Source organism: Sphingomonas glacialis (assembly GCF_014653575.1).
Lineage (GTDB): Bacteria > Pseudomonadota > Alphaproteobacteria > Sphingomonadales > Sphingomonadaceae > Sphingomonas > Sphingomonas glacialis.
In genome coordinates, this window is record NZ_BNAQ01000005.1 from 265,189 (window position 1) to 286,265 (window position 21,077).

The following is a 21,077-nucleotide window of genomic DNA, read 5'->3' on the forward strand; positions in this document are numbered from 1 at the left end:
CGCTAGTCGCTCAAGCCGCGATCGCCTCGGGATGCTCGACGGGAACGAGCGCACCGAGGAACTGGCGCGCGCTCGCTTCCCAGGTGAAGGTCTGGCCATAAGCCGCGCAGGCGGCACGATCGCGGGTGAGCGCGGTGGCGATCGCAGTGTCGAGATCCTCGTCCATCGCGCCGACCTGCGGGGTGAGCACATCGACTGGCCCCGTCACCGGGTAGGCCGCGACGGGGGTGCCGCTGGCGAGCGCTTCGATCATCACCAGGCCGAACGTGTCGGTGCGGCTCGGGAAAACGAAGACGTCGGCGGCGGCATAGGCGCCGGCGAGATCGGCGCCGAACAATGGCCCCAGGAAATGCGCGTCGGGGTAGCGCGCGACGAGCGTGGCGCGCGCCGGGCCGTCGCCGACGATCACCTTGGTGCCGGGATGCTTGGCGGTGAGGAACGCCTCGATATTCTTCTCGACCGCGACGCGCCCGACATAGAGCTGGATCGGCCCGTCGCTCGTCGCCTTGAGCGCTTCGATCGCTGCAAGCGGGGCAACTTGCGGACCAAACGTCCCGAGATCGACGCCGCGGCCCCAATGGCGGATCTTGGTGAGGTCATGCGACTTGAGTGTCGCCGCGATCGACGGCGTCGAGGCGAGGATCGACTGGGCGGGCCAGTGGAACCAGCGAATGTAGCGCCACACCCATTCGGGATTCACGCCGGTCCGCGCCGAGACGTAATCGGGGAACTGCGTGTGATACGCGGTGGTGAAGGGAAACCCGCGCGTCAGGCACCAGCGCCGCGCGGCAAGGCAGACCGGTCCCTCGGTCGCGAGATGGATCGCGTTGGGTGCGAAATCGGCGAGCATCTTGCCGACGCTCGCGGTGCTGGCAAAGGCCAGGCGGATCTCGGGATAGGTGGGGCACGGCATCGAATAGAAGAGATCGGGCGAGACGATCAGCACCTCATGGCCCTGGCGCTCGAGTTCGGCACGCACCGCTTGCAAGGTGCGCACGACCCCGTTGACCTGGGGGCTCCATGCATCGGTGGCGATGGCGATCCGCACGCGGGTCAGGCCGCCAACATCTCGATCTGCGCCGTCGGCCGGGACGTTTCCCGCGCGGCAATCTCGTCGGCCCAGTGCAGCAATTCCATTCTCCCGTCGAAATGCTCGACCAAGGCCGTGCAGCCTTCCACCCAGTCGCCGTCGTTATAATAGGCAATGCCGTTGATATCACGGAACTCGGCGGTGTGGATATGGCCGCAAACGACCCCGTCGACACCACGCGCGCCAGCCGCCTGCGCGACAATTTCTTCGTAATTGGAGATGAACTGCACCGCGTTCTTGACCTTGGCCTTGGCATGCTTCGACAACGACCAATAGGGCAGGCTGAAAGCGCGGCGATAGGCGTTCACCCAGCGATTGAGCGCCATCATGAATTCGTACGCCGCATCGCCGACATGCGCGAGCCAGCGGTGCGCGAGGGTGATTGCATCGAATTCGTCGCCATGCAGTACCAACAACCGACGCCCGTCGGCGGTTTCATGCACCGCGTTGCGGCGGATCGCGATGCCGCCGAAATCGAGCCCGCAGAACTGGCGAACGACTTCGTCGTGATTGCCGGGAATGTACACGACATGCGCGCCCCGCTTGGCGCGCTTGAGCAGGCGCCAGACGACGTCGTTATGTGCGGCGGGCCAGTAGAATTTCTTCTTGAGCCGCCAGCCGTCGATGATGTCGCCGACGAGATAGAGCGTCTCGCTGTCGACATGGTCGAGAAAGTCGATCAGCAGATCGGCATTGCAGCCGCGCGTGCCGAGATGGATGTCGGAGATCCAGATCGTGCGATAGCGCCGACGCTCGCTGATCGTCCGCTCGGGGATCGACGGTTGCGAGTGCGCGAAGTCCGCCAGATCGGCGATCGTGCCGCCCGACAGACCATTCATTGCGATCTTGGTCACAGCGTCCATCGTCGACAACCCCGAAGCCTTACTGGTCTTGGGTCTATGCAGACAGATTGTTACAATCGGAATCGTTGACCTTCACGCAACTGTCATACGGTGCGTGAATTCACCGCGCCTGTACCCGTCATCCCCGCGAAAGCGGGGATCCCGCTTCTTCTTCTGCTGCGCCGTTGAGGGTCTCGAACAGGTCGAGCCAATTCGGATTGGCGGCTTCGATACTCGATCTTCCAAGCGCGACGCCATTTCTTCATCGCTTTCTCGCGCGCGATGGCGTCGGCGCTGGTCTCGGCAAAGTCGGCGTAGACGAGGCGCGTAAGGTCATACCGTCGGCAAAAGTCCGAACCGGTTTTGTCGCGATGCTGGAAACTGCGGCCAGCGATGTGGGACGTCACACCGATATAAAGCGTCCCGCGGTAACGGTTGGACATGATGTAGACCCAACCGCCGCGCATCGTGCTAGCGCCTACCGACCGCGAACTGCCCCCTCCGTCACCTCTGCTTTCGCGGGGGTGACGGAGGGGGCGGCGGTCATGCCGGAGGCGTCTCCGCCATCACTTCTGCGATCAGATCCTTGCGGCTGAGCTTGCCGATCATTGTCTTGGGCATCGTCAGGCGGATCACCACGTCGTCCACCCTTTCGTGCCGCCCGAGCTGCGGGTTGAGCCAGTCGCGCAACTCCGCGCCGGTCGCCGCGACCTCCTCGTTGAGCGTGACATAGGCGCGCGGCTGCTCGCCGCGATACGGATCGGGAAGGCCGATCACCATCGCTTCCTTGACCGCAGGATGATGGTGCAGGATCGCCTCGATCTGGCTCGGGAAGACCTTGAAGCCCGATACCGACAGCATGTCCTTCAACCGATCGACGATCCGCACGAAGCCGTCTTCGTCGATCGTGCCGACATCGCCGGTGCGCAGCCAGCGCCCTGCGCCATTGGTGACGAACACTTCGCCATCGGCGTCGGGCCGGTTCCAATAGCCCTTCATGATCTGCGGCCCCATCGCGACGATCTCGCCCGGCTCGCCGGGGGGCGGGGGCTGGGTCGGATCGGCTTTGTCGACGAGCCGCAGATGCGTCGACGGGATCGGCTGGCCGATGCTGCCGGTCTTGCCGGGCCGCTCATACGGATTGGCCGACAGCACGCCCGAGCTTTCCGACAGGCCATAGCCCTCGACCACGGTCGCCCCGGTCGCCGCTTCGAACTTCGCCTTCAACTCGGCGGCGAGCGGTGCGCCGCCCGAGATGCAGACGCGCAACGACGAGAAATCGGTCTTGGTGATGTCGGGATGGTCGAGCAGCGCCTGGTACATCGTCGGCACGCCGGGGAGCGCGGTCGCCTTGGTCCGCGTGATCGCGCCGAGCACCGCGCCAGCCTCGAAGCGCGGCAGCATCACGATGCATCCGCGATTGAGCACGGTACGGTTGAGCACGCAGGTATTGGCGAAGACGTGGAACAGCGGCAGCACGCCGAGAATACGGTCGGGTTCGTTCGGGTGCGGGTCGATCCCCATTACCTGCCGCGCATTGGCCGACAGATTCTGGTGCGTCAGCATCGCGCCCTTGGGGGTGCCGGTGGTGCCGCCGGTATATTGGATCAACGCGACGTCTGTCATCGGATCGATCGTCGCGGGTGCGTGCTTGCCATCATTGGCGATCAGCCCCGAAAAGCTCAGGATGCGCGGATCGTTCGGGCGCGGCGTGACTTCCTTGCGCTTGAACAGCCGGTAGAGGATCGATTTCGAGGCGGGCAGCGCACCCGCGATCGACCCGACGATCAGCCGCTCGAGCTGGCTGGTCTCGAGCACTTTCAGCGCGGTCGGGAGCAGCGCGCTGGCCGACAGCGTGAACAGCACGCGCGTCCCCGAATCCTCGACTTGATGTGCGAGCTCGGCAACGGTGTAGAGCGGCGAGAAATTGACCACCGTCGCGCCGAGCTTGAGGATGCCGTAATAGGCCGCGAGGTAATGCGGCGCATTGGGCAGGAACAGCCCGATCCGGTCGCCCGGACCATAGCCCAGCGCCTGCAACCCCGCCGCGACGCGATTGGCGCCGTCGAGCGTCTCGGCATAGCTGTAATGCCGCCCGAGAAAATCGATCAGCGGCGCCTTGCCCGCGCTGGCGGCCGATTGATCGAACATATCCACCACCGAAAGCGGCGGATAGACGCTGTCCCAGGCAGTGGGGTGACGATAGGATTCGTGCCAAACGGCTTCAGGATCGCTCATTGACACGTGTGTAAGCAAGCCTTCCGTTCCCGGCAACCCACCGGCGCCGTCCTCGGATAGTCAGCGGATTACAAATGGTTTCCCGTCCAGGTCACCAGCACCGAGATGCCGACGAGACCGAGATCGATCGCGGCCTTCATCCGATGCGGCGCGGGGTCGGTTGAATCGTGGGTGAGGATCTGGATATCGGCGCTCGGATGGCGCGCCACCGCGATCAGCGCGACGACTGCGACGAACCCGACCATGATGCGACGGTTGCGCACAGCATATCCCCTTGGGCTGCGCTTGTACGCTCAGTGCCGATTCGCGGCAAGGCGTCTCACGCGGCGATGCGGTCGGGCAGCGCGCGGATCCGCGCGCGATCGCGCCCGGCGCTCTTGGCGTCGTACAAGGCCCGGTCGGCGGCTCCGTAGAGCGCCTTCCAATCGACTTCACGCTGCAATGGGCCAATGCATTTGCCGATGCTCGCGGTCACCGCGACGTCGTACGGCATCCGCGTCGCGCGCAATCGGTCGAGAATGTCGCGGGGTTCGATCGGGGTGTCGGCGGGAAGCACGATCGCAAATTCCTCGCCGCCGATCCGCGCGATGAGCGCCGCGTCGGGAACCGACAGTTGCAGCGTGCGCGCGACCGCGCGGAGCACGTCGTCGCCGCCGTCATGGCCGATCGTTTCGTTGATCAGCTTGAAATGGTCGAGATCGAGGATGAGCAGCATTTGCTCGCCCGTGCGCCCGATCACGGCCGCCAGAAAGGCACGGCGGTTGAGCAGGCCGGTCAGCGGATCGATCTCGGCGAGCAACAGCGCGGCGAGCTCGCCTTCGCGCGCGGCATCGCGCTCGAGACTGAGCACGCGCACGCGATAGGCAATCGCGAAGCTCGACAGCAAGGCTTCGAGCGTCATCATCACGATCGTCGAATTGTCGATCCAGAAGTTCCACTGGATGAGGCTGAGTCCGCTCGCCACGCGGAAGCAGGCGACGAATACGGGCGCGCCCCAGGCGAGTGCGAACAGCCACAGATAGTTGCTCCGCGTCCGCCACGCGCGCCACAGCATCGGTCCGACGACGAGCAATTGGCCGGCAAACGCCAAGGTAAAGCAGCGGTCGAGCAGCCAGACATTGCTCGGCCCGAACAGCGCATAGCCGAGCGTCGCCGCGAGCATCGTCGCGGCGGCAACGGTGAACAGTCGCCCCAGCCCGCCTGCAAAGACGCGCGGCTCGAAGAAGGTCCGCGCAAACAGCAGGGCCGCCACCGCCGATACGCCGAGCGTAAGGTAGTTGATGCGCATCCGGTCGTTATTGGCAAGCTCGGGCCAAGCCCAGGCGAGCGCCCCCGAGGAGGAAATGGCGTAGCACAACAAGCCCAGCACCATTGCGCAATACGCAAGCTGGAATCGATGTCGCAGCGTCGCCCACAGCGCCAGATTATAGGTGAACAGCGCGATGCACAGGCCGGCGAACCCGCCATACAGCGCGGCCAGCAGCAGGTTCGATCGCACGGCTTGTTCAGGCGTCGCGATCCGCGCATCGCGCAGGATGCCGCGCAGATTGGCAGCACCCTCGACATGCCAGAGCAATCGAACCAGCGGTGCACCGCGCGCGGGCAGCGGCTGGCCGACGATCGCGCCGAGCTGGATATGCCGCATCGTGCCTTGTTGATCGAGCCGTTGCGATACGATCGTGCCATCGGCGTAGAGCGCGTAGAGCGTCACGGCGCGCTGCCACAGGCTGGCGACGCGGATTTCGACCGCACCCGATCGCTGCACCGGAACCGAGCGGACCCAATAATCGCCGCCGCCAAGCGTCGTCTGTTGCGGATTGCAGTCGAAGCGTGTCGTGCCGACAAACAGCGACAACGGCGTCATCCCAGGCTGGGCGCGGACGACACAGACAGAGACCGGCTGGCCGGATCGGTCGGTCTGCGCAGTGACGGGGCGCGACCAGCCAAGCGCCAGCAGAAAAGCGGCGACAAGGCTCAAAAGACGGTAGTGCGGCGCACTTTGCATAGCGGCGCCATAGAGCGCCTTTGACGAAAAGACCGTTAATGCGACGGGAGGGATTGCGGCGGAAGGGATTGCGGCTGGAGGAATTGGCGCTGGGCACAATCTCGATTGCCGGGCCAGCGGTCTCTACGGCAAACAGGACCGCCGGGCGCGAACGCGGTGTTCGCGCCCAGCGGTCGTATCGGTCACTTTACCGTGGTCGTGTCCTTGTCGGTGCGGCTCACCGGCTTCTTCTTGGGCTTCTTGGGTGGGGCCGAAGTGATCTCGAACGCAAGCGCGTTGTCCTTCAGCTTGACCGTCACCTCGCCGCCATGGACCAGCTTGCCGAACAGCAATTCCTCGGCGAGCGGCTGCTTGATCTTTTCCTGGATCAAACGGCCCATCGGGCGGGCACCGTAGAGCTTGTCATAGCCCTTGGTGGTGAGCCACGTCTTCGATTCGTCGTCGAGCTTGATGTGGACGTTGCGGTCAGCCAGCTGCAGCTCGAGCTGCAGGATGAACTTGTCGACCACGCGCGCGACAACTTCGGTCGGCAGATAGCCGAACGGCACGATCGCATCGAGGCGGTTGCGAAACTCGGGCGTGAACATCTTCTGCACCGCCTGCTCGTCCTCGCCCTCACGGGTGAGGTTGCCGAAGCCGAGCGTTTCGCGCGCCATGTCGCTGGCACCCGCATTGGTCGTCATGATCAAGATGACGTTGCGGAAGTCGACCGTCTTGCCGTGCTGGTCGGTCAGACGCCCGTTGTCCATCACCTGCAACAGGATGTTGAACAAATCGGGATGCGCCTTCTCGATCTCGTCGAGCAACAGCACCGAATGCGGCTGCTGGTCGATCGCATCGGTGAGCAAACCACCCTGGTCAAACCCGACATAGCCCGGGGGCGCACCGATCAGTCGCGAGACCGAGTGGCGTTCCATATATTCGGACATGTCGAACCGCTGGAGCGGAATCCCCATGATCGTCGCGAGCTGCTTGGCGACTTCGGTCTTGCCGACGCCGGTGGGGCCGGTGAACAGATAGTTGCCGATCGGCTTCTCGGGATCGCGCAAGCCAGCGCGCGACAGTTTGATCGCCGACGCCAGCTTCTCGATCGCCGCATTCTGCCCGAACACCACGCGCTTGAGATCGGTCTCGAGCGATTCGAGCGCCTTGGTGTCGTCGGTCGAGACCGACTTTGGCGGGATGCGCGCCATCGTCGCGATGACCTGCTCGATCTCGCGGCTGGTGATCGTCTTCTTGCGCTTGGCGAGCGGCACCAGCATCTGCATCGCGCCGACTTCGTCGATCACGTCGATCGCCTTGTCGGGCAGCTTGCGGTCGTTGATGTAGCGCGCGCTGAGTTCCACCGCCGACTTGATCGCGTCGGGGGTGTACTTGACCTTGTGATGGTCCTCGAACGCCGAGCGCAGGCCCGCCAGGATCTTGATCGTGTCCTCGATCGTCGGCTCGTTGACGTCGATCTTCTGGAAGCGCCGCAGCAATGCGCGGTCCTTCTCGAAGTGGTTGCGGAACTCCTTGTACGTCGTCGAGCCGATGCAGCGGATCGTCCCGCCCGACAGCGCCGGCTTCAACAGGTTCGACGCGTCCATCGCGCCGCCGCTGGTCGCGCCGGCACCGATCACGGTGTGGATCTCGTCGATGAACAGGATCGCGTCCGGCATCTTCTCGAGCTCGGTGACGACCGCCTTGAGGCGTTCCTCGAAGTCACCGCGATAGCGCGTGCCCGCCAGCAGCGCGCCCATGTCGAGCGAGTAAATCACCGCCGGCAGCAGCACCTCGGGAACATTCCCCTCGACGATTTTCCGCGCGAGGCCTTCCGCGATCGCGGTTTTCCCGACACCGGGATCGCCGACATAAAGCGGGTTGTTCTTCGAACGACGGCACAGGATCTGCACGGTGCGATCGACCTCGGGGCCGCGACCGATCAGCGGATCGACCTTGCCCTTCTTGGCCTTCTCGTTGAGATCGACGCAGAACTGCTTGAGCGCAGACTCGCTCTTGCCCTTCTCGCCGGGCTTTTGCGGCTTCTCTTCCTCGACGCCCTTGGGAGTTGACGCTTCGGGTGCCGCGCCGCCCTTGCCGACGCCGTGGCTGATGAAGCTCACCGCATCGAGCCGGCTCATGTCCTGCTGCTGCAGGAAATAGACGGCATAGCTCTCGCGCTCGCTGAACAGAGCGACGAGCACGTTCGCGCCGGTCACTTCGTCGCGGCCCGACGACTGGACGTGCAGGATCGCGCGCTGGACGACGCGCTGGAAGCCGCTGGTCGGCGAGGGGTCGGTCGCCGCATCGACCTTCAACGCCTCGAGCTCGGTATCGAGATAATGTTTGACGGTCGCGGTCAGCTCGGCGGTATCGACGTTGCACGACTGCATCACCTTCGAGGCATGCTCGTCATCGATCAGCGCAAGCAGCAAGTGTTCGAGCGTCGCATATTCGTGGCGACGTGACGACGCGGCTTCCAACGCCTTGTGAAGCGTGGTTTCAAGCGCGGAGGCAAAGGATGGCATCTGGTCTTCACTCCTTGCGGGCTGCGGCGAAAGCGCAGCCCTTTGCGCCTATGTTGGAAGGCGTATCCGCCACTGCAAGCACTTGAAAATCGTTCGCCGCCCTTACTGCCATCTTATAGCGGATGGGAGGGCTGTCTGGCGTCAAGACTTGAACAGATTATCGGCTTCAACGCGATGGCTGGCGGCGTGTTCCATCTTCGCGGTTGTGCGCGCGATCTCGGTTTGCAGCGCGGCAACCCGCGCCTCAAGTTCCGCGACCGACAACGGGTCGAGGTCCTGCGCGAGCAGCGCCGCGAGCGGATCGCCCGCGCGTTTCGGGAGAATCTCGTCCAAGTCCATTGCGGGATCGTTGACCCGGCGAGCGGCCATGTCAATAAGGCGCGCAGGCAAAACGGGGCATAAGATCGATGGACGGAATTCCGGATACCATGCGCGCAATCGACCCCGATGGTCCGGGCGGACCCGAAGTCCTGCGCGTGGTCGAACGGCCCGTTCCGACGCTGCGCCCCGATGAAGTGCTGATCCGTGTGGCCGCGGCCGGGGTCAACCGGCCCGACGTGCTCCAGCGCAAGGGCGGCTACGCGCCGCCGCCGGGCGCGCCGTCGATCCCGGGGCTCGAGGTGTCGGGAATCGTCGTCGCGCAAGGCGCTGACGTCGATTTCGAGATGATGGGGCAGCCCGTCTGCGCCTTGCTCGCGGGTGGTGGCTATGCCGAATATGTCGCGGTTGCGGCGGGGCAAGTGCTGCCCGTGCCGCATGCCTTGTCGATGATCGAGGCAGCGGCTTTGCCCGAAACGCTCTTCACCGTGTGGACCAATTTGTTCGAGCGCGGCTATGCGACCGAAGGCGACACCGTGCTGGTGCATGGCGGGACGAGCGGGATCGGGACGATGGCGATCAGCCTCGGCGCGATCTTCGGGCTGAGCGTGATCATCACCGCGGGCTCCGACGACAAATGCGCCTCGGCGCTAAAGCTCGGCGCGGCGCATGCGATCAATTACAAGACCGAGGATTTCGTCGAACGGGTCGCCAAGATCACCGACGGCCAGGGCTGCGCGGTCGTGCTCGACATGGTCGGCGGCGACTATTTGCCGCGCAACCTCCAATGCCTGGCCGAAGACGGTCGGCACGTGTCGATCGCGGTGCAGGGCGGGGCGACCGCCACCATCCCGATCTTCGACATCATGCGCCGCCGCCTGACGCTGACCGGATCGACGCTGCGTCCGCGCGATTCGGCGTTCAAGAGCCTCGTCGCCGACGAACTCCACCGCACGGTGTGGCCGCATGTCGAAGCGGGCCGGCTAAAGCCGATCCTCGACCGCAGCTTCCCGCTCGCCGAAGCCCCCGCTGCGCATGCGCGGATGGAGGCGGGGGATCATATCGGGAAGATCGTGCTGACGATGGACTGAATGCAAGCCTTCAAAGCCCTCCCCCGCTTTTGCGGGAGAGGGTTGGGTGAGGGTCTTTTTCTTCTGATTCTCGACGCTCGTAAAAAAGGAAGACCCTCACCGACGACGACCAGGGCCGCGCTGAAGAAGCGCGACCCAAGTCTCCGTAGCCTCTCCCGCTCGCGGGAGAGGGCGGGAGGCACCTTACCCCAGCACGGTCTTCAGGTTCATGAACTCGTGCAGCCCGTATGGCCCCAACTCGCGCCCGTGTCCCGAGCGCTTCACCCCGCCGAACGGCGCCTCGGGCGCGCTTGCCAGCATCTTGTTGACCGCGATCATCCCCGCCTCGATATCGCGCTCGAAACGCGCGCGCTCGTCGGCATCCTGCGTCCACACCGACGAGCCCAGTCCGAACGGAACGGCATTGGCGATACCGATTGCCTCGTCGATATCCGCCGCCTTGAACAGCATCGCGATCGGCCCGAACAGTTCCTCGTTCGCGACTTCGTGATCAGTCGGCACGTCGACCAGAATGCCGGCCGACATATACGCGCCCTTGCCAGGAAGCGCCTCGCCGCCGAACAGCAGCTTCGCGCCCGCCTGCTCGAACAGCTTGAGCTGGCCGAGTACCGTCGCGCGCTGTTCCTCGCTCGACAGCGGGCCCATGTCGCTCGCCGCATCCATCGGGTCGCCGGCGACGACCGCCTGCATCCCCGCCGAGAATTTCTCGAAGAAGGCATCATAGACATCGGCATGAACGATCATCCGCTTGGCGCAGATGCACGACTGGCCCGTATTCTGCACGCGCGCGGTCACCGCGGCCTTGGCCGCCGCATCGAGATCGGCCGAGGGCATCACGATGAAGGGATCCGAACCGCCAAGTTCGAGCACGACCTTCTTCAGCGCGCGTCCGGCAGCTTCCGCCACCTTCATCCCCGCGCCTTCGCTGCCCGTCAGCGTTACCGCGACGATCCGATCATCGGCAATCAGCGCATCGACCTTGTCCGACTTGATCGCCAGATTCTGGAACAGCCCCGCTGGACCGCCCGCGGCGATCACCATCTCCTCGAGCGCCGCTCCACAACCCTGCACGCTCGACGCGTGCTTCAGCAGCCCGACATTGCCCGCCAGGATCGTCGGCGCCATGAAGCGCACGACCTGCCAATACGGGAAATTCCACGGCATCACCGCGAGCACCGGACCCATCGGATGCCACGTCGCGGTCGCGCCGGGGAAGCTGCGCGGTTCGAGCATGGCCGCGCCTTCCTGCGCATAATGGCGGAACGCCTGCGCGCATTTCTGCACCTCGGCGATGGCGGACTTGAGCGTCTTGCCCATTTCGCGCGTCGCGGTTTCGGCAAGGCGCTGGGTATTGGCGTCGAATTGCTCGGCGATTCGCTCGAGCAGGGCGGTGCGGGTCGCGAGATCGGTCAGCCGCCATTCGCGGAAGGTGTCGTGCGCGCGCTGGAGCTTGATCTCGATTTCTGCGCCGGTCAGCTCGGCATAGGATTGGCCCGGCGCGCCGGTGGCGGGGTCGATGCTGGTAAACATGGGGTATTCCTCATTGGGGACGAACAACAAACGCAACCGAGGCCTCGCGTATCCTTGACCCCAAACGCTCGCGTGCCGCATAGCTGCCAAATGGATACACCGATCGAAGAGTTGACGTTCGAAGCGGCGCTCAAGGAACTGGAGGGGATCGTGTCGAGGCTCGAGAGCGGCGATGCGCCGCTCGACCAGGCGATCGCGCTCTATGAGCGCGGCGATAAATTGCGGCGTCGTTGCGACGACCGTCTGACGGCGGCACAGGCGCGGATCGAAGCGATCCGTACCGACAGCGAGGGGCGTGCCGTCGGCACGCAGCCCTTTGCCGCAGGTTGATGGCATGACCGCAGCGTCCCTGTCGCTCAAGGCGGCCTTGTCTCAGGTCGGCGCCGACGTCGATCGCCGGCTCGACACCTTCCTCACCATCCCCAATGACCCGCGCGCCGATTTGTATCGCGCGATGCGCCATGCCGCGATCGGCGGGGGCAAGCGGTTGCGACCGCTGCTCGTTTTCGCGACGGCGCGGCTGTTCGCGGTCGATCGCGATTGCGCCGGGCGCGTCGCCACCGCGATCGAATGCATCCACGTCTATTCGCTGATCCATGACGATCTCCCCGCGATGGACGATGACGACATGCGGCGCGGCAAGCCGACGGTGCACAAGGCGTTCGACGAAGCGACCGCGATTCTCGCGGGGGATTGCCTCCATGCGCTGGCGTTCGAGATTCTCGCCGATCCCGCGACGCATCCCGATCCGTTCGTGCGCAGCGAGCTGGTGCTCGATCTCGCGCGCTCGGCCGGCCCGTCGGGCATGGCGGGCGGGCAGGCGATGGATCTGGAGGCCGAGAAATCGACGTTCGACCTGCCGACCGTCACGCGCCTCCAGGCGATGAAGACCGGCGCGCTGATCGCCTGCTCGGTCGAGGCGGGCGCGATCCTCGGCAAGGTGCCGCCCGAGGGGCGCGTGGGCCTGCGCGGCTATGCGCGCGACATGGGGCTCGCCTTCCAGATCGCCGACGACATTCTCGACGTCGAGGGCGATGAGGCCGCAGTCGGCAAGAAGCTCGGCAAGGACGAAGGCGCGGGGAAGGAGACCTTCCTCTCGCTGCTCGGTCTCGACCGCGCGCGCGCGCAGGCGCGGATGCTGGTCGACCAGGCGATCCAGCATCTCCAGCATTTCGGCCCCGAAGCCGATTTGCTCCGCGATATCGCCCGCTTCACGCTGGAGCGCGATCGTTGACCGATCGCATCGGCGTCTATCCGGGGACGTTCGACCCGGTGACGCTGGGGCATATGGACATCATTCGGCGCGGCGCGACCTTGGTCGACCGGCTCGTTATCGGCGTCACGACCAATGCGTCCAAGTCGCCGATGTTCACGCTCGACGAGCGGCTCGCGATGATCGAGCGCGAAACCGCTGAGATCGAGGGCGTCAGCGTCGTAGCATTCGATTCGCTGCTGATGGATTTCGCCGAGGCCCAGGGGGCAAACATCATCTTGCGCGGCGTGCGCGGCGTCACCGATTTCGAATATGAGTATCAGTTGACGGGCATGAACCGCGCGCTCAACGACCGCGTCGAGACGGTGTTCCTGATGGCCGACGTTGCGCTCCAGCCGATCGCGAGCCGCCTGGTCAAGGAAATCGCTTTCTATGGCGGGCCGGTTACGCGGTTCGTGACGCCGAGCGTGGCGCAAGACGTCGTCGACCGCGTCGAGCAGATCGGCCGAAAGGGCATGCGGCCCTAATTCGGTCGCCTTTGCCCGGCAACGTTCAGTTTGGCGCAAAGCGGCACATGGTCTAAGCGCAACTCCATTCCGAGATATTTCGCGGGGAAATAATGCGTTTCGTTGCCAGCCTGTTTGTCCTTCTCCTGGCGTTTCTCGCCGGACCCGCCCTTGCCAACAAGAAGAAGGACGACGCCAAGTCCGCGGTCGTGACGACTGCCGGCCGCCCGCCGATCCCGTCGGCGACCGACCCCGAGAATTTGCTGTATCTCGATCTGTCGACCGGCGGCCGCGTCATCATCTGGCTGCGTCCAGATGCCGCGCCGAAAATGGTCGAGCGTGTCAAGACGCTGACGCGCCAGCATTTCTATGACGGCCTGCTGTTCCACCGCGTGATCGAAGGCTTCATGGCGCAGACCGGCGACCCCAAGGGCGACGGCACCGGCGGTTCGACGCTCCCGGACGTTCCCGCCGAGTTCAACTGGTTGCCGCACGTCCGCGGCGCGGTCTCGGCGGCGCGCGAAGGCTCGGCCGAAGGCGCGACCGTCGAGCAGGTGACCAAGGCGGAGAACAGCGCCAACAGCCAGTTCTTCATCGTCTTCAACCCGAACATGAAGCTCGACAAGAAGTACACGATCTTCGGTCGCGTGATATCGGGCATGGAATATGTCGACACGATCGCGCGCGGCGAGCCGCCGACGCGCCCGTCGCGCATCCTCCACGCTTATATCGCCGCCGACAGCCCGCCGGCCTATGTGCCTGCGCCGCCGGCGCCCGAGCCGACGATCGCACCTGCTACGCTTGCTCCGAGCAAGCCGGCGGTGAAGCCGATGCTCAAGGGCAAGCCGGCCGCTGCACCGAAGAAGAAGGCCGCGTAAGCCAGGTCTTCGCGGCGGGGAGCATGCGGTCAATGAACGTCGACCTGTTCGACTTTGTCCTGCCGCCCGAGCGGATCGCGCTGCGCCCGGCGTCGCCGCGCGATTCGGCGCGGCTGCTCGTGGTCGCGGGCACTGCGCTGCACGACCGCAGCGTCGGCGATCTGCCGGGGGCGTTACGCGCGGGCGATCTGCTCGTGTTCAACGACACGCGCGTCATCCCGGCGCAGCTCGAGGGGACGCGCGGCGATTCGCGGATCGGCGCGACGCTGCACAAGCGCGAGGGGCCGCGTCGCTGGCGCGCGTTCATCCGCAACGCGCGGCGGCTGCGCGATGGCGACGCGATCGATTTTGGCAGCGGCGTCATCGCGACCGCGCACGACCGCGGCGAAGACGGCAGTTTCGCGCTCGAATTCCAAGGCGACGAGCCGGTCGAATTGCTGCTCGAGCGCGCCGGGCGGATGCCGCTCCCGCCCTATATCGCCGCGCGCCGCGCCGCCGATGCGCAGGACGCCGACGATTACCAGACGATGTTCGCCGCCGAAAAGGGCGCGGTCGCAGCGCCCACCGCGGCGTTGCACTTCACCCCCGACCTGATGGCGCGGTTTGCCGCCGCCGGGATCGAGCATGCCACGCTGACGCTGCATGTCGGCGCAGGCACCTTCCTGCCGGTCAAGGCGACCGACACCGCCGACCACAAGATGCACGCCGAATGGGGCCGGATCGACGCGGCGACCGCCGACCGCCTCAACGCGGTCCGCGCGGCCGGGGGCAGGGTGATCGCGGTCGGCACGACGAGCCTGCGGCTGATCGAAAGCGCGACGGGCGAGGACGGGGTGATCCGGCCGTTCGAGGGCGATACCGCGATCTTCATCACGCCGGGCTATCGTTTCCGCGGGATCGACGGGCTGGTGACCAACTTCCATCTGCCACGCTCGACCCTGTTCATGCTGGTCAGCGCGCTGATGGGGACCGATACGATGCAGGCCGCCTATGCGCATGCCATTGCAGACGGATACCGTTTCTACAGCTACGGTGACGCCAGTTTGCTGCTGCCGGACAGGGGGGTGCGTGCATGAGTCTGATTCTTCTGCTCGCGCTCGCTGCGCAGGTGCCGCCGCCGGCAGCGCCGGTTCCGCCGCGCCAGCCGGGCGCGACGATCGTCGCCGAACCCGCCGCGCTGTTCATCGCCGCCTGCGACGCCAATGGTGATGCGCGCACGACGCGCGCCGAGTTGACCGCCTCCGTCGCGCGCAGTTTCGTCGATGCCGGGCCGAACCCCGCCGGATCGGCTGGCTATATCGGCTATAGCGACTGGGCGCAGAAATGGCTCGGCGACCGCAACGCGCTGCCAAGCCCCTATCAAGTCGATGCCGACACCGACAACCGCATCACGCTCGCCGAACTCCAGGCGCAATTCGGCGTGCTGTTCGACCGGTTCGATCTCGACAAGGATGGCGTCGTCACTCGCGCTGAACTGGTGACGATTCGCAGCGCCGCCGTCCCGCAGGACGGCGATGGCGGCAAACGTCGCGGCCGGCGCTGAGATCGCCCGATGTCGCCGCGCTATCGTCTCGTGATCTTCGATTTCGACGGGACGCTGGCCGATAGCGCAGACTGGTTCCTGTCGATCGCCGACCATCTCGCCGATCGCTTCAAGTTTCGTAAGGTCGCCGCGGACGAGGTCGAATCATTGCGCGGCAAGACGTCGAGCGAAGTGATCCGCCATCTCGGCATCCCGCGCTGGAAGCTGCCTGCGATCGGCCGATATACACACGACCTGCTTGCCCAACAGACCGATCGTATCGCGCTGTTCGACGGGATCCCGGCGTTGCTCGAGCAATTGGCGGCGAGCGGCGTGCGGATTGCCCTCGTCACGTCGAATGCCGAGGACAATGCCCGCGCCATTCTGGGCCCTGCCAATGCCGCGTTGATCGAGCGGTTCGAATGTGGCGCGTCGCTCTTCGGCAAAGCGCGGCGCTATCGTCGCGTATTGCGCAAATGCGACGTCGCGCAGAGCGAGGCGATTTCGATCGGCGACGAGACGCGCGATGTCGTTGCGGCGAAGAAGGTCGGGATCTGCTCGGGCGCCGTGCTGTGGGGCTATGCCAATCGCGACGTACTGACGCGGCTTGAGCCCGATATGCTGTTCGAAACACCCGACCACGTGCTGCGCCATGTGCTCGGCGAGGGCGCCGCGCTCGCCGCATAGCGGAAACGCGTGACTTCGGCGGCGCCATCGCGCTACCCCGTGCCATGTCCACCGCACCCATCGCCCCCGCGTTCGCCCCGACCAGCCACAAGGGGCTGACCTATCCGTTCGGCGGCGCCGAGCCTGACGCGCACGACGTGATGCCAGTGGCACCCGGCATTGGCTGGGTCCGACTGCACGTTCCCGGGCCGCTCAAGCACGTCAATTGCTGGCTGCTCGACGACGATGGCGGCGTTGCGCTGGTCGATACGGGGATGAACACGACCGAGGCGCGCGATGCCTGGAAGGCGCTGTCAAAAGGGCCTCTCGCCGGCGTGCGCGTGACGCAAATGATCGGCACGCATTTCCACCCCGACCATATCGGGCTCGCCGGCTGGATGTGCGACAAGCATGGCTGCCCGCTCGTGATGACGCGCGGCGAGTGGCTCACCGCGCGGATGCTGGTGGCCGACGCGCGCGACGCGGTGCCCGACGAGATGCTCGCCTTCTGGCGCGGCGCTGGATGGGACGATGCGCAAATCGCGCATGCGTGCGAACGCGGCTGGGCTGGGTTCCGCCGGATCGTCACGCCGTTGCCGCTCGGCTACACGCGGATCCAGCATGGCGACACGCTGCGGATCGGGCAAACCGAGTGGCAGATCGTCGTCGGATCGGGACACAGCCCCGAACACGCCTGCCTCTACGATCCTGCAGCCAAGGTGCTGATCGCGGGCGACCAAGTGTTGCCGCGGATCAGCCCGAACATCTCGCTCGGCGTGACCGAGCCCGCTGCCGATCCGCTCGGCGAATGGTTCGAATCGATCGCGCGGCTCAAGCAGTTGCCCGACGATCTGCTCGTCCTGCCCGGGCATGGCGACCCGTTCACCGGGCTGCACGCGCGGCTCGACGCGATGGACCGCGAACATCGCGAACGGCTCGACGAGCTCGAGGTGTTCCTCGCCGAGCCCAAACGCGCGATCGACTGTTTCGGGCGGCTGTTCCGCCGTGCGATCGGGCCCGACATGCTCGGCATGGCGACGGGCGAGGCGCTCGCGCATGTGCGGCGCTTGGAGGTCGAGGGGCGGGCGGTGCGGACGCTCGAGGACGGCGTGTGGTGGTGGCGTACCGTCTAGCGTCCCCGGGATCGTCGAGGATCGGCAGGATATCCGTCGCGAAAAATTTCCCTATGGTGCGGCAAACGCCTCAATGGCGATTCGCGAGGAGAGAGACCGATGTGTGACGATTTCACCGTGGCCGAGAATGACGCGCATCTCGCCGATCCGTCGCTCACCCGCCGCGGCTTCGCCACGATCGCCGGTGCGGCCGGGCTCGCGATGCTGCTTCCGGCGCCGGCCAACGCCGCCAAGATCCTCGGCCGCGACGTCGTGATCGACACGCCCGACGGCAAGGCCGACGCCTATTTCGTCGCACCCGCGACCGGCAAGGCGCCCGGCGTGCTCGTTTGGCCCGACATCATGGGATTGCGCCCGGCGTTCCGGCAGATGGCCGATCGGCTCGCGCAATCGGGCTATGCAGTTCTGGTCGTCAACCAATTCTACCGCTCGGTGAAATCGCCGATCATCGCGCCGGGCGAGGATTTCGGGCAGCCCGAAGTGCGCGCGAAAATCATGCCCTATGTCCAGGCGCTCAGCACCGACGGCACGACGCGCGACGCGCTCGCCTTCACCGCCTGGCTCGACGCGCAGAAGCAGGTCGACCGCGCCAAGGGTCTCGCGACCACTGGCTATTGCATGGGCGGCCCGATGGTGATGCGCACCGCGGCCGCCAACCCGACACGAGTCCGCGCGGGCGCGAGCTTCCACGGCGGCGGGCTCGCCACCGACAAGCCCGACAGCCCGCATCTGCTGATCCCCAAGATGAAGGCGAGCTACCTCGTCGCGATCGCTGCGAATGACGACGCACGTGATCCCGCTGCCAAGGACACGCTGCGCACCGCGTTTGCCGCAGCCAAGCTGCCCGCCGAGATCGAGGTCTATACCGGCACGATGCACGGTTGGACCCCGCCCGACAGCAAGGTCTACAATGCAGCGCAGGCCGACAAGGCGTGGGCGCGGATGCTGGCGCTGTTCGCCAAGTCCCTCTGAGGATTGACGCTTCGGCTCAGTAATGTTCTTCTATTGTTCTTGCTGACCGATTCGGAGACCGATCATGGCGCTGACCTTCTATACCAACCCGATGTCGCGCGGGCGGATCGCGCGCTGGATGCTCGAGGAGGTCGGCGCGCCGTATGAAACGGTCGTGCTCGATTATGCGACGACGATGAAGGGCGAGGCGTATCGGTCGATCAATCCGATGGGGAAGGTGCCCGCGATCGTCCACGACGGACATGTGTTGACCGAGGGGGCGGCGATCTGCGCCTATCTCGCCGACGCCTTTCCCGAAGCCGGGCTCGCACCGCCGCTCAGCGAGCGCGCCGATTATTATCGCTGGCTGTTTTTTGCGGCGGGGCCGGTCGAGCATGCCGTGACCAACAAATCGCTCGGCGTGACGCCGACCGATGATCAGCAACGGATGGCGGGCTATGGTCATTTCGATCTGACGGTCGATGTGCTGGAGAAAGCGGCGTCGGCCAATCCGTACATTGCTGGGGAAAGCTTCAGCGCGGCCGATGTCTATGCCGGGTCGCAAGTCGCGTGGGGCGTGATGTTCGGTTCACTGCCGAAGCGCGCGGCGTTCGAGGACTATCTCGGCCGGATCCTCAGCCGCCCGGCGTACAAGCGCGCTGGCGAGATCGACGATGCGCTGATCGCGCAGGCGGGGGCGGCAGGGTAACTTCAATCCTCCCTCGCGAGGCGGAGGAGGGGGACCACCAGCCTTCAGGTTGGTGGTGGACGCGGCGTAGCCACAAGCGACACGCTCGCGGAGAGCTCCGCCTTTCGCCGAGTGCTCCCCCCGCCGGTTCGCGGGGGAGGAACCTGGCGGCAGTGTAGACTGATTTCCACGCCGTCGCGTGGAGCAGCCTTATATAGCCCGCCAGGAGCGACGACTGCCGCCGCGTACCCAGCGATCCGCAGGCTCACTCGGTCAGTGTCAGCTTGGCGAGCAGGAATGCCGGCATCGGGCCGTTCCAACCGCCGTCGTCGACGGCATCGATCGGCGCGATCTGGTTGGGAACCTCGGCGCGCGGCGCGTCGCTCTCGCGGGTCGGGCGCGTATCGCGCTGCTGTCGCGTGTCGCGGGCCGAACGGTCGTCGCGCGGGGCGCGCTCCTCACGCGCAGGGCGTTCGTCACGAGCCGGACGCTCGTCACGAGCCGGGCGTTCCGCGCGAGCAGGTCGTTCTTCACGAGCCGGACGCTCCTCGCGTGCGGGCCGTTCCTCGCGAGCAGGCCGCTCCTCCCGCGCAGGACGTTCCGCCCGCGGTGCGCGCTCTTCGCGCGGAGCGCGGGCAGGGCGCTCGGACCCGACCGCCGTCTCGACCTCGGCGGGTGCGGCCTCGGGCCTCGCAGCCGCCTTGGGGCGACGCCGCGCCTTGGTCGCCGCGCGCGGCGCTTCGGCGTCGTCGGACGCGACGACCGGTGCTTCGCCCGCTTCATAGCGCTCGATCTTCAAGCCGGTCAGCTTCTCGATATTCTGGATGTTCTCGACGTCATCGGGCGTCGCGAAGGTAAACGCGATCCCCGTCGCACCGGCGCGGCCGGTGCGGCCGATGCGGTGGACATAGTCGTCGGGATGCCATGGCGCATCGAAGTTGAAGACGTGGCTCACGCCCTTCACGTCGATCCCGCGTGCCGCCACGTCGGACGCGACGAGGATGCTGACCTCGCCCTTCTTGAAGCGGTCGAGCTCGGCGATGCGCTGCGATTGCTCCATGTCGCCATGGATCTCGCTCGACGCGAAGCCGGCGCGCTGGAGCGCCTTGTTGAGCTCGCGCACCGTCGTCTTGCGGTTCGAGAAGATGATGCCGGTCTTGACGTCTTCCTGGCGCAGCAGCTCGATCAATTTGTCGCGCTTCTTGGCGGCGGTGACGTGCACCAGCCACTGCTTGATGTTGACGTTGGCGGTCGCGGGGCGCGCGACTTCGATCGTCTTGGGATTCTCGAGAAACTTGTCGGCGAGCTTCTTGATCGGCGGCGGCATCGTCGCCGAGAAGAGCAAGGTCTGCCGCGTCTTTGGCAGCTTGGTGCAGATTTCCTCGATGTCGGGGATGAACCCCATGTCGAGCATCCGGTCGGCCTCGTCGATCACCAGCATCGAACAGCCGGTCAGCAGAATCTTGCCGCGCCCGAACAGATCCATCAGCCGGCCCGGCGTCGCGATCAGGACGTCGACGCCCTTTTCGAGCGCGGCGGTCTGGTCGCCCATCGACACGCCGCCGATCAGCAGCGCCATCGAGAGCTTGTGATACTTGCCGTATTTCTCGAAATTCTCGGCGACTTGCGCGGCGAGTTCGCGCGTCGGCTCGAGGATCAGCGTGCGCGGCATCCGGGCGCGGCTGCGGCCCTCGCCGAGAATGTCGATCATCGGCAGGACGAAGGCGGCGGTCTTGCCGGTGCCCGTCTGCGCGACGGCAACGAGGTCCTTGCCCATCAGGATCGAGGGGATCGCGCTGGCCTGGATCGGAGTCGGCTCGGTATAGCCCGACTCGTTGACGGCGCGCTGGAGTTCGTCGGAAAGGCCGAGATCGGCAAAAGTCATGCGGTGTCCGG

Annotated in this window: 21 protein-coding genes; 11 read left to right on the top strand and 10 right to left on the bottom strand. The window is 65.7% G+C overall.

All coding sequences use genetic code 11. The features are described 5' to 3' along the window. Window positions 1–10: 10 nt before the first annotated feature. The 8 genes from IE187_RS16635 to IE187_RS16670 form a co-directional block, all read right to left on the bottom strand. Complete coding sequence (locus tag IE187_RS16635; RefSeq protein WP_189677150.1) at window positions 11–1,048, bottom strand: glycosyltransferase family 4 protein; 1,038 nt, start codon at window positions 1,046–1,048, stop codon at window positions 11–13. 5 nt (window positions 1,049–1,053) lie between these two features. Next, window positions 1,054–1,953, bottom strand: coding sequence for a UDP-2,3-diacylglucosamine diphosphatase (locus tag IE187_RS16640; protein WP_189677151.1), 900 nt, complete (start codon window positions 1,951–1,953; stop codon window positions 1,054–1,056). An 83-nt stretch (window positions 1,954–2,036) separates the two neighbouring features. Beyond that, window positions 2,037–2,399 carry a GIY-YIG nuclease family protein gene (locus IE187_RS16645; protein WP_308435291.1) on the bottom strand — a complete coding sequence of 121 codons (363 nt, stop codon included), beginning with the start codon at window positions 2,397–2,399 and terminating at the stop codon, window positions 2,037–2,039. Between the two features lie 76 nt (window positions 2,400–2,475). After that, window positions 2,476–4,170, bottom strand: a complete 1,695-nt coding sequence (locus tag IE187_RS16650; protein ID WP_189677152.1) for an AMP-binding protein — start codon at window positions 4,168–4,170, stop codon at window positions 2,476–2,478. A gap of 68 nt (window positions 4,171–4,238) precedes the next feature. Beyond that, window positions 4,239–4,433: a hypothetical protein gene (locus IE187_RS16655; protein WP_133190257.1), complete on the bottom strand. Its 195-nt coding sequence runs from the start codon at window positions 4,431–4,433 to the stop codon at window positions 4,239–4,241. 56 nt (window positions 4,434–4,489) lie between these two features. Beyond that, window positions 4,490–6,175, bottom strand: a complete 1,686-nt coding sequence (locus IE187_RS16660; protein ID WP_189677153.1) for a GGDEF domain-containing protein — start codon at window positions 6,173–6,175, stop codon at window positions 4,490–4,492. A gap of 182 nt (window positions 6,176–6,357) precedes the next feature. Further along, the gene (clpA, locus tag IE187_RS16665) at window positions 6,358–8,685 is read right to left on the bottom strand and encodes an ATP-dependent Clp protease ATP-binding subunit ClpA (RefSeq protein ID WP_133190253.1); all 2,328 of its coding nucleotides are present in this window, start codon (window positions 8,683–8,685) and stop codon (window positions 6,358–6,360) included. A 141-nt stretch (window positions 8,686–8,826) separates the two neighbouring features. Next, a complete protein-coding gene (locus tag IE187_RS16670) occupies window positions 8,827–9,024 on the bottom strand; it encodes a DUF1192 domain-containing protein (protein ID WP_133190251.1) in 198 nt (65 codons plus the stop codon). An 89-nt stretch (window positions 9,025–9,113) separates the two neighbouring features. On the opposite strand from IE187_RS16670, the gene IE187_RS16675 reads away from it, so the two are divergent. Next, window positions 9,114–10,094 carry an NAD(P)H-quinone oxidoreductase gene (locus IE187_RS16675; RefSeq protein ID WP_229839458.1) on the top strand — a complete coding sequence of 327 codons (981 nt, stop codon included), beginning with the start codon at window positions 9,114–9,116 and terminating at the stop codon, window positions 10,092–10,094. A 183-nt stretch (window positions 10,095–10,277) separates the two neighbouring features. On the opposite strand, the gene IE187_RS16680 is transcribed toward IE187_RS16675, so the two are convergent. Further along, window positions 10,278–11,705 (bottom strand): NAD-dependent succinate-semialdehyde dehydrogenase, encoded by a 1,428-nt coding sequence (locus tag IE187_RS16680; protein WP_268249523.1) that lies wholly within the window; start codon window positions 11,703–11,705, stop codon window positions 10,278–10,280. Window positions 11,706–11,714: 9 nt separating this feature from the next. Here IE187_RS16680 and IE187_RS16685 point away from each other — a divergent pair, with 9 nt between their 5' ends. The 10 genes from IE187_RS16685 (at window position 11,715) to IE187_RS16730 (ending at window position 19,202) form a co-directional block, all read left to right on the top strand. Beyond that, window positions 11,715–11,954, top strand: coding sequence for an exodeoxyribonuclease VII small subunit (locus IE187_RS16685; RefSeq protein ID WP_010185119.1), 240 nt, complete (start codon window positions 11,715–11,717; stop codon window positions 11,952–11,954). Between the two features lie 4 nt (window positions 11,955–11,958). Continuing rightward, a complete protein-coding gene (locus IE187_RS16690; RefSeq protein WP_133190245.1) occupies window positions 11,959–12,858 on the top strand; it encodes a polyprenyl synthetase family protein in 900 nt (299 codons plus the stop codon). Next, window positions 12,855–13,364 (top strand): pantetheine-phosphate adenylyltransferase, encoded by a 510-nt coding sequence (coaD, locus tag IE187_RS16695; RefSeq protein WP_133190243.1) that lies wholly within the window; start codon window positions 12,855–12,857, stop codon window positions 13,362–13,364. The genes IE187_RS16690 and coaD overlap by 4 nt, the downstream gene beginning before the upstream one ends. 92 nt (window positions 13,365–13,456) lie before the next feature. Further along, on the top strand, window positions 13,457–14,221 hold the full coding sequence (locus IE187_RS16700; RefSeq protein ID WP_133190235.1) for a peptidylprolyl isomerase: 765 nt from the start codon (window positions 13,457–13,459) through the stop codon (window positions 14,219–14,221). Window positions 14,222–14,253: 32 nt separating this feature from the next. Further along, window positions 14,254–15,297 carry a tRNA preQ1(34) S-adenosylmethionine ribosyltransferase-isomerase QueA gene (queA, locus tag IE187_RS16705; RefSeq protein WP_189677156.1) on the top strand — a complete coding sequence of 348 codons (1,044 nt, stop codon included), beginning with the start codon at window positions 14,254–14,256 and terminating at the stop codon, window positions 15,295–15,297. After that, entirely contained in the window at window positions 15,294–15,764 is a 471-nt protein-coding gene (locus tag IE187_RS16710) for an EF-hand domain-containing protein (RefSeq protein WP_133190206.1), read from the top strand. The genes queA and IE187_RS16710 overlap by 4 nt, the downstream gene beginning before the upstream one ends. A gap of 9 nt (window positions 15,765–15,773) precedes the next feature. Further along, window positions 15,774–16,430, top strand: coding sequence for an HAD hydrolase-like protein (locus IE187_RS16715; protein WP_189677157.1), 657 nt, complete (start codon window positions 15,774–15,776; stop codon window positions 16,428–16,430). Between the two features lie 44 nt (window positions 16,431–16,474). Continuing rightward, window positions 16,475–17,542: an MBL fold metallo-hydrolase gene (locus IE187_RS16720; protein ID WP_189677158.1), complete on the top strand. Its 1,068-nt coding sequence runs from the start codon at window positions 16,475–16,477 to the stop codon at window positions 17,540–17,542. Window positions 17,543–17,641: 99 nt separating this feature from the next. Continuing rightward, window positions 17,642–18,514 (top strand): dienelactone hydrolase family protein, encoded by an 873-nt coding sequence (locus IE187_RS16725; RefSeq protein WP_189677159.1) that lies wholly within the window; start codon window positions 17,642–17,644, stop codon window positions 18,512–18,514. 64 nt (window positions 18,515–18,578) lie between these two features. Further along, on the top strand, window positions 18,579–19,202 hold the full coding sequence (locus IE187_RS16730) for a glutathione S-transferase family protein (protein WP_189677160.1): 624 nt from the start codon (window positions 18,579–18,581) through the stop codon (window positions 19,200–19,202). Window positions 19,203–19,446: 244 nt separating this feature from the next. On the opposite strand, the gene IE187_RS16735 is transcribed toward IE187_RS16730, so the two are convergent. Then, window positions 19,447–21,066 (bottom strand): DEAD/DEAH box helicase, encoded by a 1,620-nt coding sequence (locus tag IE187_RS16735; RefSeq protein ID WP_189677161.1) that lies wholly within the window; start codon window positions 21,064–21,066, stop codon window positions 19,447–19,449. Window positions 21,067–21,077: the final 11 nt, after the last annotated feature.

Coding starts and splice junctions, on each gene's coding strand:
- IE187_RS16650 (WP_189677152.1), bottom strand. CDS start 4,170: ATGAGCGATCCTGAAGCCGTTTGGCACGAATCCTATCGTCACCCCACT.
- IE187_RS16730 (WP_189677160.1), top strand. CDS start 18,579: ATGGCGCTGACCTTCTATACCAACCCGATGTCGCGCGGGCGGATCGCG.
- IE187_RS16715 (WP_189677157.1), top strand. CDS start 15,774: ATGTCGCCGCGCTATCGTCTCGTGATCTTCGATTTCGACGGGACGCTG.
- IE187_RS16660 (WP_189677153.1), bottom strand. CDS start 6,175: ATGCAAAGTGCGCCGCACTACCGTCTTTTGAGCCTTGTCGCCGCTTTT.
- IE187_RS16710 (WP_133190206.1), top strand. CDS start 15,294: ATGAGTCTGATTCTTCTGCTCGCGCTCGCTGCGCAGGTGCCGCCGCCG.
- IE187_RS16700 (WP_133190235.1), top strand. CDS start 13,457: ATGCGTTTCGTTGCCAGCCTGTTTGTCCTTCTCCTGGCGTTTCTCGCC.
- clpA (WP_133190253.1), bottom strand. CDS start 8,685: ATGCCATCCTTTGCCTCCGCGCTTGAAACCACGCTTCACAAGGCGTTG.
- IE187_RS16680 (WP_268249523.1), bottom strand. CDS start 11,705: ATGCGGCACGCGAGCGTTTGGGGTCAAGGATACGCGAGGCCTCGGTTG.
- IE187_RS16670 (WP_133190251.1), bottom strand. CDS start 9,024: ATGGACTTGGACGAGATTCTCCCGAAACGCGCGGGCGATCCGCTCGCG.
- IE187_RS16725 (WP_189677159.1), top strand. CDS start 17,642: ATGTGTGACGATTTCACCGTGGCCGAGAATGACGCGCATCTCGCCGAT.
- IE187_RS16685 (WP_010185119.1), top strand. CDS start 11,715: ATGGATACACCGATCGAAGAGTTGACGTTCGAAGCGGCGCTCAAGGAA.
- IE187_RS16645 (WP_308435291.1), bottom strand. CDS start 2,399: ATGCGCGGCGGTTGGGTCTACATCATGTCCAACCGTTACCGCGGGACG.
- IE187_RS16720 (WP_189677158.1), top strand. CDS start 16,475: ATGTCCACCGCACCCATCGCCCCCGCGTTCGCCCCGACCAGCCACAAG.
- queA (WP_189677156.1), top strand. CDS start 14,254: ATGAACGTCGACCTGTTCGACTTTGTCCTGCCGCCCGAGCGGATCGCG.
- IE187_RS16675 (WP_229839458.1), top strand. CDS start 9,114: ATGCGCGCAATCGACCCCGATGGTCCGGGCGGACCCGAAGTCCTGCGC.
- IE187_RS16640 (WP_189677151.1), bottom strand. CDS start 1,953: ATGGACGCTGTGACCAAGATCGCAATGAATGGTCTGTCGGGCGGCACG.
- IE187_RS16690 (WP_133190245.1), top strand. CDS start 11,959: ATGACCGCAGCGTCCCTGTCGCTCAAGGCGGCCTTGTCTCAGGTCGGC.
- IE187_RS16735 (WP_189677161.1), bottom strand. CDS start 21,066: ATGACTTTTGCCGATCTCGGCCTTTCCGACGAACTCCAGCGCGCCGTC.